Genomic DNA, 13327 nt, shown 5'->3' with positions numbered 1-13327 from the left:
ACGTGCGTGAACTTGCGGGTATTGCGCCATGAGTGTGCAACCCGGGCAAATCAATCGTCGCGTACTGATCGTCGACGATACGGCGTCGATCCACGGCGATTTCGAGAAAATCCTCAAACCCGCCACGATTGAAGACGACAGCCTGGACGAAACCGAAAGCCTGCTGTTCGGCACCCCGTCCACCGCGTCTACCACGCAAAAAGAACATTTCGAGCTGGATTCGGCCTTTCAGGGGCGCGAAGCCCTGGACAAGGTCGAGGCCGCCCTGGCCGCTGGTCGTCCTTACGCCATGGCCTTCATCGACATGCGCATGCCACCGGGCTGGGACGGCCTGGAAACCATCGAACGGCTCTGGCAGGTCGATCCCAAGCTGCAAGTGGCCCTGTGCACCGCCTACTCCGACTACTCCTGGGAAGACATCGACGAGCGGTTGCCGCTTAACGATCGCCTGCTGATCCTGAAAAAACCCTTCGATGCGATCGAAATCCGCCAGATGGCCAGCGCTCTGACCGTCAAATGGCAAATGACCGAAGACGCCGCGCTGAAGATGAACCTGCTGGAACAAGCCGTGCAGGACCGCACGCGGGAGCTGTCCGACGCCAACATCATCGTGCAGAACAGCCCGACCATCCTTTACCGGTTGCGCGGCGAGCCATCGTTTCCGCTGATGTACATCTCCCACAACATCACCCGCTACGGGCATGTCGCGGCCGATCTGGTGGGGGCGGCCAACTGGGCGCAGGTGCTGATCCATCCGGACGATCAGGCCAATGTCGATGCCGCCATGGCGCGGGTGCTGGACCGGCATGCCCTGGGCGCTTCGATCGAGTTTCGCCTGCGCACCGGTCAGGGCACCTGGCGCTGGGTGGAGAACCGCTACATCCCGGTGCGCGACCACGACGGCCGGCTGCTGGAAGTGGAAGGCATCATCCTCGACATCACCGAACGCCGGGTGGCCGAGGAGAAAATGGCCCAGCTGGCCCGTACGGACGGCCTCACCGGGCTGGCCAATCGCGCCACACTGATCGAACGCCTGCATCAAGCCTTTGCCGCCGCACGTCGGGGGGCGGCGCCATTCGCGGTGTTTTACCTGGACCTGGATCACTTCAAGCGAATCAACGACACCCTCGGTCATCCGGTCGGCGACCTGCTGTTGCAGCAAGTGGCACAACGGATCAAATCCGGCGTTCGGGAAAACGATGTAGTGGCGCGTCTGGGTGGCGATGAATTCGCGATCCTGCAACTGGACGTCAGCGAACCGACCCAATCCGCCGCCATGGCCACCAAGATCCTTGAGGCTCTGCAGGCGCCCTATCAACTGGCCGGCAACGCCGTGCGCATTTCGGTCAGCATCGGCATCAGCAGCTACAGCCCCGCCAGCTTCGATGCCGACAGCCTGTTGGGACAGGCCGACATGGCGCTGTACCGCGCCAAGGAGTCCGGACGCAATCAGTATCACTTCCACTCCGAGGAAATCACCCGGGAGGTGGCCGAGCGCATGGTCCTTGCCGAAGAGTTGACGACGGCCCTCACCCAAGGAGGGCTGAAGCTCGATTACATGCCGGAAGTGGACCTGCACAGCGGCAAGATTCTCGGCATGGCCGCGCAGGTCAGTTGGCAACATCCCAGGCTTGGCCTGCTGCCGGCGTCGGCCTTCGTACCGGCGGCAGAAAAGACCGGCGCAATCATTCCACTCGGACGCTGGATCCTCGATCACGCTTGCTGGCAGATGCGTCAGTGGCAAAACGAGGGAGTGGCGCCACCGGTGATGGCGATCAAGATTTCCCTGGCACAGCTCAAGTCCGGTCCCGAACTGATCTACGACGTGTTGCGCACCACGGCCCGCTGGGAGCTGGCGCCATGGGATCTGCGTTTCGATGTCACCGAAGCCACACTGGCCCAGACCCAATGGACACACAACGATGCGTTGCCGCGCCTGCGCGAGTTGGGTGTGACCATCGCCATCGATGATTTCGGCACCGAATACTCATCGTTCGACTACCTGAAAACCTACCGGGTCAATCACCTCAAACTCGCCCAGTCCCTGATCGACAATGCGGCTCAGGATGAAGACGGCGCCAATCGGCTGCGGGCGATCGTCAATTTCGCCCGGGACCTGGCAATCGACATCAGCGCCGAAGGCGTCACGCCTGAGGATCAGGGCAGTGCCCTGGTGTCCTGCGCACCGTTGAAAAACGTGCAGGGCTTCAGCTTGAGCGAAGCGGTCAGCCCTGAACAGGCAGCCCGACTGCTGAAGGACTGGAGTGCGGCCGCCCCGCTGCCCAAGGAGGATGAAGGATGAAAACGCCTTTTCCCCAGACCAACCGGCGGATTCTGATCGTCGACGATACGCCAGCGATCCATGCCGATTTCCGCAAGATCCTCGCCCCCGAGAGCGGTGGCGAAGCGGATCTGAGCGGTCTTGAACAAACGCTGTTCGGTACCCGCCAGTCGCCGCATCTGACCTTCCAGCTCGACTCTGCCTACCAGGGCCAGGAAGCCTTGAAACTGGTGCAACACGCGCTGGACGAAGGCCGTCCCTATGCCCTCGCCTTCACCGACATGCGGATGCCGCCCGGCTGGGATGGTCTGGAAACCATTGAAAAACTGTGGGAGGTCGATCCCAACCTGCAAATCGCGCTGTGCACCGCCTACTCCGACTACAGCTGGGAAGCCATGGCCGAGCGCCTGGAGTTCGGCGATCAGTTACTGATCCTGAAAAAACCGTTCGACACCCTGGAAATCCGGCAGATGGCCAATGCCCTGACCTGGAAATGGCAACTGGCCCAGGACGCGGCGTTGAAGATGCTCAGCCTCGAACAAACCATCGAGGCGCGCGTGCACGAGTTGCTCAAGGTCTCGCACCTGTTGCAGTACGACAGCCTCACGGGCCTGCCCAACAGCACCTTGCTCGGCGACCGTCTGACCCAGTCACTGGCCGCATGCCGGCGCCATGACAAACAACTGGTGGTGATGTTTCTCGGCCTGGATCGTTTCAAGCGCATCAACAATGCCTTGGGCCATCCGGCGGGCGACGAGATGCTCAAACGGGTCGGCCAGCAACTGCTGGCCTGCGTGCGCGAATCGGACTCGGTCTTTCGCTATGGCTCCGACGAGTTCGTGGTGATGCTCAGCGACATCAACCACCCGCAGCAGACGCGCAGCATCGCCGAAAAACTGCTGGCGGCCATCCGTGAGCCACAGACGATTGTCGGTCACGACGTCAGTGTCACCGCCAGCGTGGGCATCAGTATTTATCCGGACGACGGACTGGAAGCCATCGACCTGATCAAAAAAGCCGAAACGGCCATGCGCAATGCCAAGGAAAGCGGCCCGAACGAGATCGGTTTCTTCATCGAGGCCATGAACCAGCGTGCCCGGGAACAGCAAGGCATCGAGTCGGGCATCCGCCAGGCCCTGCAACGGCACGAATTCGTCCTGCACTACCAGCCGAAAATCGATCTGGGCAGCGGCCGGGTGGTGGGCGCCGAAGCGCTGGTGCGTTGGCAAAAACCGGGACATGGCTGGGTGTATCCATCGGAGTTCATCCCCGTGGCCGAAGACAGCGGCCTGATCGTGCCACTGAGCAAATGGGTGCTGGGCGAAGCTTGTCGTCAGACGCGAGACTGGCAAAAAGCCGGGCTGCCGCCGATCCGCATGTCGGTCAACACCTCGGCCATCGACTTTCGCCAGCGCCTCTTTGTCGAGGGCATCGAACAGGTGCTGGAGGAGACCGGGCTGGATCCCGTCCTGCTGGAACTGGAGATCACCGAGGGCGTGCTGATGCAGAACGTCGACGCGACCATGAGCGCGTTGAACCGGTTGAAAGCGCTGGGGGTCAAGCTGGCCATCGATGATTTCGGGACCGGGTATTCCAGCCTGAGTTACCTGCGGCGGTTCCCCATCGATGTGCTGAAAATCGATCAGTCGTTCATTCGCGGCCTGAGCCATGACAGCAGCGATGCCGCGCTGGTCGGCGCGATCATCAGCCTGGGCAAGAGCCTGAACCTGAACGTCATCGCCGAAGGGGTGGAGACCGCGCAACAGTTGGCTTTTCTCAGGTCCCACCACTGCGAGGAAGGCCAGGGCTACTACTTCAGCAAGGCCCTGCCGGCGGACGCCTTCGCCCGCCTGCTGATGACCGGGTTGCCGGGGCCATGGAGCGCATCATGAACACGCCGCCGAGGTGCCCGTCCCGCAGCGTTCTGTTCCTGCTGCTGTTCGTTCCCTGCGCCAATACCGTTGCCGCGCCGCTGGACGAGCCGCTGAAACCCTTGCCCGAGATTCCGAAACAGGACCCGAAGCGCGTCGAACTGGGTCGCCAGCTTTTCCACGATCCACGGCTATCGGTCAACAACACCCTGTCCTGCGCCAGTTGCCATCAACTGGACAAGAACGGGGCCGACAGCCGCGCCTTTTCCCCGGGCTTCGATGGACAACCGGTAGCGGTCAACACGCCGACCGTGCTCAACGCCAGCCTCAATTTCCGCCAGTTCTGGGACGGTCGCGTCGAAACGCTGGAAGAGCAGACCAATGTCGTCATCACCAGCCCCCACGAAATGGGCAGCGACTGGAAAACCGTTGTGCAACGGATCGCCGACGAACCCGACTATCGCCAGTCTTTCAGCGCCGCCTACCCGGATGCCGTGACGAAAGCCAATATCCAGAACGCCCTGGCGGCCTACGAACGCACGCTGCTGACACCCGACTCACGCTTCGATCAGTACCTTTTGGGCAACACGGACATCCTGACCCTGGATGAAAAATACGGCTATCAGCGTTTCAAGGACTACGGCTGTATCGCCTGCCATCAGGGGGTGAACATCGGCGGCAACATGTTCCAGAAGTTCGGGGTGTTCGGCGACTACATCGCCGATCGCGGCAACCCGACGCTGGCCGACCAGGGGCGGTTCAACGTGACCGGCGACGAAGACGATCGCGCCGTGTTCAAGGTGCCGAGCCTGCGCAACGTCGCGCTGACCGCGCCGTACTTCCACGACGGCTCGGCGCCCACCCTCGAACGGGCCGTGGATGTGATGTTCCAGTATCAGTTGGGCCGCATGCCGAGCGAGGAAGACAAGGCACTGATCATCGAGTTTCTCAAGACCCTGACCGGGCACTGGGAGGGCAAGCCATGATGAAGATGTCACGCCGGGTCAGCCTGATATTGCTCGGGCTTGTCGCCGTGCTGCTGGCCTCGACCCTGGTTTTTCTGTACCTCAAGTCCAGCTCCGAGCAGACCACGACCTACACCGAATCCCGGGACCTGATCCGCCAGATCAAGCAACAGGACGCCCTGTGGGAAAGCGAAATCCTCAAGGCCCGGGTGGCGATCTCGCACAATTACGACCCGCTGGTCTCACCGATGAACGAGATGAACCGCCTGTGGGCACGCTTCGACACCATGGAGTCCGGGCACGGGCGCAACGACTCCACGCAATGGGATGAGGCCCACGAAGGGTTCCTGAAAGCCATGCAGGAAAAGACCCGTCTGGTCGAACAGTTCAAGTCGCACAACGCGTTGTTGCGCAACTCCCTGGCGTTTCTGCCGACCGCCGAGGATGACATTCAGGCGCAGCTGACCAATCTGTCCGACCTCGACAAGATTCAATTGCAGAACATCGTCACCGACACCTATGACCTGCTGCTCAGCGCACTGGAATTCGCCCAGGTCGCCTCCGACGACAAGGCGGCCGATATCGAGCTGGGTTTGAACAAACTGACGGTGAACGCGCAACGCTTGCCCCGGGACTTCCAGACGCCGATCAGGATCCTGAGCAATCACATCACCCTGATCCTGCGCGAGCAGCCGATCGTCAACCGCCTGCTCGACCAGATCGAAGCCATTCCCGTGGCCGAGCGCCTGGACACCATCACCAACATGCTCGATCAGGATCAGCAGCGGGTCGAAAAGATCGACCAGAAATACCATTTCTACCTGCTGCTGTTTTCCGTCCTGCTGATGTTGTCACTGCTGTGGCTGGCCATCCGCCTGATCCGCAGCTTCGCCGAGATCAACCGGGTCAACGCGGCCCTGCAAACCGCCAACGATGTGCTGGAACAAAGGGTCGATGAACGGACCCGCGAGCTCAAGAACGTCCAGAGCGAATTGCTCGACGCCGCGCGCCAGGCCGGCATGGCCGAAATCGCGACCAACGTGTTGCACAACGTCGGCAACGTGCTCAACAGCGTGAACATTTCCTCCGACCTGATCTCGCGAAAACTGCGCAGCAGCAAGGCCCTGGGATTGGGCAAGGCCATGCAACTGATCAACGAACACCCGGACGACCTCGGGCCATTCCTGACCGAGGACGCCAAGGGCAAGTTGCTGCCCGGCTATCTCAACCAACTGGTAGGCGCCATCGCCCAGGAACAGCAGGAAATGGCCGACGAACTGGCCCAGATGAACAAGAGCGTCGATCACATCAAGGACATCGTCGCCACCCAGCAATCCTATGCCGGGGCCAACAGCATGACAGAGCCGCTGTACATCAACGAGCTGCTCGAAGACGCCCTGCGCATGAATGCCGGCGCACTCACCCGGCACCATGTCACGGTGGTCAAGGAGTACGGCGACGTGCCTCAGGTGATGGGCGACAAACACCGTTTGCTGCTGATCCTGATCAACCTCATCAGCAACGCCAAGTACGCGATGTCCGACCTCAGCAACCGCCCACGGACCATGACCCTGGGCGTGAAGATCGTCGACGAGAGTTTTCTGGAAATCAGCGTCAGGGACGATGGCGAAGGCATCGCCCCGGAAAACATGACACGGATCTTTGCCCACGGCTTCACGACCCGCAAGGAGGGTCATGGCTTCGGCCTGCACAGCTGCGCCCTGGCGGCCATCGAGATGAACGGCCATCTCACCGCCCACAGTGACGGGCCGGGGCTGGGCGCCATGTTCACCCTGCAGATTCCGCTGATCACCGTAACGGAGAACGCATGAGCGAACTGTCGAACCGCCGCATTCTGCTGATCGACGACATGCCGTCAATCCACGAAGACTTTCGCAAGATCCTCGCCCCGACACAGGCGCAGTCAGCGGAACTGGACGAGATGGAAGCGGCCCTGTTCGGCGCACCTGCCAAGCCCCGGCGAGCAACGTTCGAACTGGACTCGGCCTATGGCGGTGAAGAAGGTCTGGCCAAACTCAACCTGGCCTTGCAGGAGCAGTGCCCGTACGCCCTGGCCTTTGTCGACATGCGCATGCCCGACGGTTGGGACGGGGCGAAAACCATCGAGCACCTCTGGCAACAGGATCCGCAATTGCAGGTGGTGGTGTGCACCGCTTATTCCGACTATTCCTGGGACGAACTGCTGGATCGCCTGCACGCCCATGACCGATTGCTGATCCTGAAAAAGCCGTTCGACAACATCGAAGTCCAGCAGATGGCCAACACCCTGCTGACCAAATGGCAGATGACCGAACGCGCGTCGCTGCAAATGCATCACCTGGAACATTTGGTTGACCAGCGCACCGCCCAGTTCAAGCAGGCCAGCGAAGCCTTGCAGCGAGAGATCGACGAACGCAAGCAACTGGAAGGCCAGTTGGTGCAGTCGGAAAAACTCGCCTCGCTGGGGCAACTGGCGGCCGGGGTTGCCCATGAAATCAACAACCCGATCGGGTTCATTTCCTCCAACCTCGGCACGCTCGACGGCTACTTCCAGCAGTTGCTGGCCATGCTCGGCGCCTATCACGCCGCCGGGCAGACTCTGGCCGCCGAACCCGCTGCGCAGTTGCAGCAACTGCGCGAACACCTCGAAGTGGATTTTCTGCTCGAAGACATTCCGGTGCTGATCCGCGAATCCAAGGAAGGCATCGGCCGGGTCGGGCAGATCGTCAAGGACCTCAAGGACTTCTCCCGGGTCGATACCCAGCAGCAATGGCAGTGGGCGAACCTGCAACAGGGCATCGACTCGACCCTGAACATCGTCGCCAGCGAACTCAAGTACAAGGCCGATGTGGTCAAGGAGTATCAGGACCTTCCGGACATCGAATGCCTGCCCTCGCAGATCAATCAGGTCATCATGAACCTGGTGGTCAACGCGGCGCAGGCCATGGGCGCCGAACGCGGCACCATTACCCTGCGCACCGCTGTGCAGGGGGAGTCGGCGATTATCGAAGTGGCCGACAACGGCTCGGGCATTGCGCCCGAGACCCTGCAGAAAATCTTCGACCCGTTTTTCACGACCAAACCCGTAGGCCAGGGGACAGGGCTGGGGTTGTCCCTGTCCTATGGCATCGTGAAGAAACACGGCGGGGACATTTCCGTCAGCAGCACGCCGGGCACCGGAACAACGTTTCGTGTGCAACTGCCATTGCGCCAGACCCGGCCTGCGGCCTGAGGTCAGGTCAGTTCAGGTCGCTTCCTGGAAATCCATTTCCGGTGGCTGGCGACGGAATCCGCCGGTCAGCACCGCCAGATACACCACGCCAATCGCCAGCCAGCTCAGGCCCAGATACACCGCCAGGTGATCGAGGCTGACCATCAGCCACAAGTCCGCGACCAGACCGATGAACGGGAAGACCAGAAACAGCACCAGCTCGCGCAGGCCTTTTTTCTCGCCGCCAATCCAGTAATGGAAGATCACCGACAGGTTGACCAGACTGAAGGCCAGGAACGCGCCGAAGTTGATGAACGAGGTCGAGGTGGTCACATCGAGTTTCAGCGCCAGCAACGCCACCACCGCGCAGAGCAGGATGCTGTTGACCGGCGTGCCGAAGCGCTCGTGCAAGGTGCCGAAGAACGACTTGGGCAACACACCGTCACGGCCCATCGCGAACAGCAGCCGCGAACCACTGGCCTGGGCGGACAGACCCGAGGCGAACTGACCGACAATCAGGCCGATCAGGAAGATCGAGACGAACAGGTCACCACCAATGTTGCGTGCAATTTCGTAGGCCGCCGAGTCGACGTTGTCGAACTGGAACGATGGATGCGCGATCTGCACGAAGTACGACACACCGACGAAAATCAGCCCGCCGATCAGAGTGATCAACATGATTGCCCGAGGGATGGTGCGGCGCGGGTCGCGGGTTTCTTCGGTGAGGGTGCTGACCGCATCGAAACCGAGGAACGAGTAGCAGGCGATGGCCGCGCCACTCATGATCAGCGGCATCTGCATGTCGCCGTTGAAGAACGGTTTGATCGACCACAGCGGTGTGCTGGCATCACCGCCGATGTAATGCACGCACAGGGCGACGAAAGCGACCAGCACCAGGAACTGCACCAGCATCAGCAAGGCGTTGATGCCGTTGGCCAGTTTCAGGCCGATGATGTTGATCGCGCTGGTGATGCCGATGAACGCCAGCACCCAGATCCACTGCGGGATCGACGGGAAGGCCGAAGCGAGGTACGCGGCGCCGATCAGCCAGATCGCCATCGGCAAAAACAGGTAATCGAGCAGCACCGCCCAACCGGCGATGAAACCGAGTTTCGGGCTGATGGCCTTGCGCACATAGCTGTAGGCCGAACCGGCCACCGGAAACACGGCGGCCATGTGGCCGTAACTCATGGCGGTGAAGAACATCGCCACCAGTGCCGCCAGATACGCGGCCGGCACCATGCCGGCGGTGGATTGGGCGAGGATGCCGAACGTGCCGAGGACAATGATCGGCGTCATGTAGGCGATGCCGAACAGCACCACCGACCCCAGCGAAAGGGTGCGTTGCAAACGAGCCATGGGCGACTTACTCCGGATTTTATTGGATTTATGGCAGAGGCCGAGTTCGGCGAATGTTTCGGGTGTTGCTGATCGTTCCCACGTCGAGGCGTCGAACCGTCCGCGTGGGAATGCCTCAATGGACGCTCTGCGTCCGCTCTTGGGACGCAGAGCGTCCCGGGCTGCATTCCCACGCAGAGCGTGGGAACGATCGGGTAAAACGGGTCAAGGGATCAGCAGCTCTCGTACTCCCGAGGCGTGTTCAACCACCTCCCCCGGCAACCTCAACCGCTGATCATCCAGATAGCGGTAATCCTTGCGCGCCAGTTCCAACTGGCCGAAATCCAGTTCAACGCCGAACCGCCCTTCCTCACGCCCGGCCTCGAACAGCACCGTGCCCAGCGGATCCACCAGCGCACTGCCGCCGGCAAACATCAACCCGTCATCCCCGGCTTCCACACGGTTGACCATCAGCGCAAACGCCTGGTTTTCCTGGGCCCGGGCCATGATCGCGGTGCGGTGAGTCGGCCCGTACGGATCCATGTTGCCGTTGGTGACGATCAGCAACTCGGCGCCCAGTTGCGCCAGGGCGCGGGCCGATTCCGGGAACTCGATGTCGTAGCAGATCAACAGGCCGACCCGCACGCCGTTCCACAGGCAGGTGGCGTAACGGTCGCCGGCCTCGAACACACCGCGATCCGACGCCCAGAGGTGGGTCTTGCGGTATTTGAGGGCGATGCCTTCGGGGGTGACCAGCAGCGTGGTGTTGTAGAAACGGCCGTTGTCGTTTTCGGCCATGCCGATCACCACGGCGATGTTGCGTTCGCGAGCCGCGGCCTGCACCGCGCTGACGGTCGGGCCGTCTACCGGCTCGGCGATCTGCGCCACGGTGTCAGCGGTCGGAAAGCCCATCAGGTGGGTCTCGGGGAACACGATCAGTTGCGTGTCGGCCGGGCACGCGGCAATCGCCGCCAGGGCGCGTTCGAGGTTGTACGCCGTGTCTTTGTCACGGCCCGCCAGTTGGGCGAGTTCGACTTTCATGGGGAGTCCTTGTTATGAGCGCCGGGCGCCGAAAGATTGCCCGGCGGCTGTCTGTGGGCCAGTATGCTTCGCATTCGACTGGCCAGGGAATTACGCGGCCGGGGTAACCCGATAGGGGTAGAGGCATGACTCTTTCGTTTGACGACATCACCTGGCACCGCGCCGTCGGGCAGTTGATCGACGCCCTCGACAAGCCGAATTTCTGGGCGCAACTGGTGCGCCTGCTCGACCAGTACGTCCCGTTCGATAGCTGGGTGGCGCTGCTGTTCAGCGCCGACCGTCACCCTCAGGTGTTCGCCGAATGCCCGGGCGAAGACGGCAGTCCCGACCAGTTGTTCCAGGATTATCTGCGCGGGTTGTACCTGCTCGACCCGTTCTACATCGCCTGTCGCGAGCAATCGCGCACCGGGTTGTATCGCCTGTCGGAGGTCGCGCCGGAGCATTTCGAGCTGACCGAGTATTACCAGCGATACTTTCGTCTGAATGTGGTGGCCGACGAAATCCAGTTCAATTGCCAGCTCGAAGGCGACCGCACGCTGTGCCTGTCACTGGGCAGCAAGCAGCGCTTCAGCGGCGAGCAGATCGCCCTGCTGTCGCTGATCCAGCCGTGGGTGCTTGGCCTGTTGCGCCAGCGCCTGCCCTACGAAATCAATGAAATCGTCGCCCTCGCCCCGTCGCCGGCGCAACCGGACTGGCGGGTGCAGCTTGAAGCGTCGGTGCAGCAACTCAAGGGCGCGCAACTGACCGCCCGGGAACTGGATGTCGGGCGTTTGATGCTCAGCGGTTGCTCCAGTAAAGAAATCGCCCGTAAGCTGGAAATCTCTGTTGAAACCGTGAAAGTCCATAAGAAACACATGTACAGCAAGCTGGGGATCAAGTCCCAGTCGGAGCTGTTTTCGATCTTTCTGCAGGCGCAGAACGCCTGACTGCCGCAAAAAAACCGTCCGAACCAAGGAAACCGTATGAGCCTGTCACTCCTGAGCCGCTACGCCTTCTTTGCCGTCTGCGTGATTTTCACCCTCGCCAGCCTGCCCTTTCTCGACCATGACTGGTTGTGGCCGATCACCGCCGTCACCGGGGTGCTGAGCCTGATCGGTCTGTTCGACCTGATGCAGAGCCCCCACGCGGTACGCCGCAACTATCCGATCCTGGGCAACATCCGCTATCTGGTCGAGGGTATTCGCCCGGAAATCCGCCAGTACCTGCTGGAATCCGACAGCGATGCCCTGCCCTTCTCCCGCGCCCAGCGTTCGCTGGTGTACTCGCGGGCCAAGAACGAAAGCGCCGACAAACCGTTCGGCACCCTGATCGATGTGTATCAGTCCGGTTTCGAGTTCATCGGTCACTCGATGCGCCCGGCGCCGTTGAGCGACCCGAACAGCTTTCGCGTGACCGTTGGCGGCCCGCAATGCACCCAGCCGTACTCGGCGTCGGTGTTCAACATTTCGGCCATGAGTTTTGGCTCCCTCAGCGCCAACGCGATCCGCGCGCTGAACCAGGGTGCGAAACTCGGCAACTTCGCCCACGACACCGGTGAAGGCAGCATCAGCCCGTATCACCGCGAAAACGGCGGCGACCTGACCTGGGAACTGGGCAGCGGCTACTTCGGCTGCCGCACCAGCGACGGCCGTTTCGACCCGGAACGTTTCGCCGCCCAGGCGCAGACCTCGCAAGTGCGGATGATCGAAATCAAGATGAGCCAGGGCGCCAAACCCGGCCACGGCGGGATTCTGCCCAAGCACAAGGTGACCCAGGAAATCGCCGACACCCGCGGCATTTCCATGGGCGAAGACTGCATCTCACCGTCCCGCCACAGCGCGTTCTCCACGCCGATCGAGATGATGCATTTCATCCAGCAATTGCGTGAACTGTCCGGCGGTAAACCGGTGGGCTTCAAGTTCTGCCTCGGCCATCCGTGGGAGTTTATGGGCATCGCCAAGGCCATGCTGGAAACCGGCATCCTGCCGGACTTCATCGTGGTCGACGGCAAGGAAGGCGGCACTGGCGCCGCGCCGGTGGAGTTCACCGACCACATCGGCGTGCCGATGCGCGAAGGTCTGTTGTTTGTGCACAACACGCTTGTGGGCTTGAATCTGCGGGACAAGATCAAACTCGGCGCCAGCGGCAAGATCGTCAGCGCCTTCGACATCGCCAGCGTCCTGGCCATCGGCGCCGACTGGGCCAACTCGGCGCGCGGCTTCATGTTCGCCATCGGCTGCATCCAGTCGCAAAGCTGCCACACCAACAAATGCCCGACCGGCGTCGCCACCCAGGACAATCTGCGCCAGCGCGCGCTGGTGGTGCCGGACAAGGCGCAGCGGGTCTACAACTTCCACCGCAATACGTTGAAGGCGCTGGCAGAAATGCTCGCCGCCGCCGGCCTCGAACATCCATCGCAACTGTCGGCCAAGCATCTGGTTCGGCGCATGTCGGCGACCGAGATCAAACTGTTCTCGCAGCTGCACGTGTTCCTGAAACCGGGGGAGTTGCTCACCGGGGAAGTGAACGGCGAGTTCTATTCGCGGATGTGGCAGATGGCTAGAGCGGACAGTTTTGAGCCGCAGGAAATAGCGGCCGCCTAGTCATTGACCGAGGCGCCAGTCCGATCAGGCTGGCGCCC

At 61.6% G+C, this 13327-nt stretch carries 9 protein-coding genes; 7 read left to right on the top strand and 2 right to left on the bottom strand.

The annotated features are described in order from the left end of the window. Positions 1 to 28: 28 nt before the first annotated feature. The 5 genes from AC07N4_RS22060 to AC07N4_RS22040 are packed head-to-tail and all read left to right on the top strand — an operon-like array spanning position 29 to position 8349. Complete coding sequence (locus AC07N4_RS22060; RefSeq protein ID WP_493066037.1) at positions 29 to 2302, top strand: GGDEF/EAL domain-containing response regulator; 2274 nt, start codon at positions 29 to 31, stop codon at positions 2300 to 2302. Further along, complete coding sequence (locus tag AC07N4_RS22055; RefSeq protein WP_493066038.1) at positions 2299 to 4173, top strand: putative bifunctional diguanylate cyclase/phosphodiesterase; 1875 nt, start codon at positions 2299 to 2301, stop codon at positions 4171 to 4173. The genes AC07N4_RS22060 and AC07N4_RS22055 overlap by 4 nt, the downstream gene beginning before the upstream one ends. Beyond that, positions 4170 to 5138, top strand: coding sequence for a cytochrome-c peroxidase (locus AC07N4_RS22050; protein WP_102620786.1), 969 nt, complete (start codon positions 4170 to 4172; stop codon positions 5136 to 5138). The genes AC07N4_RS22055 and AC07N4_RS22050 overlap by 4 nt, the downstream gene beginning before the upstream one ends. Then, positions 5135 to 6949: a DAHL domain-containing sensor histidine kinase gene (locus tag AC07N4_RS22045; protein WP_102620787.1), complete on the top strand. Its 1815-nt coding sequence runs from the start codon at positions 5135 to 5137 to the stop codon at positions 6947 to 6949. Before AC07N4_RS22050 ends, AC07N4_RS22045 begins: the two co-directional genes overlap by 4 nt. Beyond that, on the top strand, positions 6946 to 8349 hold the full coding sequence (locus tag AC07N4_RS22040; RefSeq protein ID WP_096818524.1) for an ATP-binding protein: 1404 nt from the start codon (positions 6946 to 6948) through the stop codon (positions 8347 to 8349). Before AC07N4_RS22045 ends, AC07N4_RS22040 begins: the two co-directional genes overlap by 4 nt. A gap of 12 nt (positions 8350 to 8361) precedes the next feature. On the opposite strand, the gene AC07N4_RS22035 is transcribed toward AC07N4_RS22040, so the two are convergent. Together AC07N4_RS22035 and AC07N4_RS22030 are read right to left on the bottom strand one after the other, a co-directional pair. Further along, the gene (locus AC07N4_RS22035; protein ID WP_493066039.1) at positions 8362 to 9687 is read right to left on the bottom strand and encodes an APC family permease; all 1326 of its coding nucleotides are present in this window, start codon (positions 9685 to 9687) and stop codon (positions 8362 to 8364) included. A gap of 204 nt (positions 9688 to 9891) precedes the next feature. Further along, on the bottom strand, positions 9892 to 10707 hold the full coding sequence (locus AC07N4_RS22030) for a carbon-nitrogen hydrolase family protein (protein WP_493066040.1): 816 nt from the start codon (positions 10705 to 10707) through the stop codon (positions 9892 to 9894). Positions 10708 to 10832: 125 nt separating this feature from the next. Between AC07N4_RS22030 and AC07N4_RS22025 the strand changes: the two genes are divergently transcribed. Beyond that, complete coding sequence (locus AC07N4_RS22025) at positions 10833 to 11633, top strand: helix-turn-helix transcriptional regulator (RefSeq protein ID WP_102620791.1); 801 nt, start codon at positions 10833 to 10835, stop codon at positions 11631 to 11633. Positions 11634 to 11669: 36 nt separating this feature from the next. Next, positions 11670 to 13289, top strand: a complete 1620-nt coding sequence (locus AC07N4_RS22020) for an FMN-binding glutamate synthase family protein (RefSeq protein ID WP_493066041.1) — start codon at positions 11670 to 11672, stop codon at positions 13287 to 13289. Positions 13290 to 13327: the final 38 nt, after the last annotated feature.

This window comes from Pseudomonas sp. GW821-FHT09E04 (assembly GCF_059416185.1).
This window is presented reverse-complemented; position numbering and strand designations above follow the sequence as displayed.

What these genes read in the sequence shown, in the direction of transcription:
- AC07N4_RS22035 (WP_493066039.1), bottom strand. Translation starts at nt 9,687, where the DNA reads ATGGCTCGTTTGCAACGCACCCTTTCGCTGGGGTCGGTGGTGCTGTTC.
- AC07N4_RS22055 (WP_493066038.1), top strand. Translation starts at nt 2,299, where the DNA reads ATGAAAACGCCTTTTCCCCAGACCAACCGGCGGATTCTGATCGTCGAC.
- AC07N4_RS22050 (WP_102620786.1), top strand. Translation starts at nt 4,170, where the DNA reads ATGAACACGCCGCCGAGGTGCCCGTCCCGCAGCGTTCTGTTCCTGCTG.
- AC07N4_RS22045 (WP_102620787.1), top strand. Translation starts at nt 5,135, where the DNA reads ATGATGAAGATGTCACGCCGGGTCAGCCTGATATTGCTCGGGCTTGTC.
- AC07N4_RS22030 (WP_493066040.1), bottom strand. Translation starts at nt 10,707, where the DNA reads ATGAAAGTCGAACTCGCCCAACTGGCGGGCCGTGACAAAGACACGGCG.
- AC07N4_RS22020 (WP_493066041.1), top strand. Translation starts at nt 11,670, where the DNA reads ATGAGCCTGTCACTCCTGAGCCGCTACGCCTTCTTTGCCGTCTGCGTG.
- AC07N4_RS22060 (WP_493066037.1), top strand. Translation starts at nt 29, where the DNA reads ATGAGTGTGCAACCCGGGCAAATCAATCGTCGCGTACTGATCGTCGAC.
- AC07N4_RS22025 (WP_102620791.1), top strand. Translation starts at nt 10,833, where the DNA reads ATGACTCTTTCGTTTGACGACATCACCTGGCACCGCGCCGTCGGGCAG.
- AC07N4_RS22040 (WP_096818524.1), top strand. Translation starts at nt 6,946, where the DNA reads ATGAGCGAACTGTCGAACCGCCGCATTCTGCTGATCGACGACATGCCG.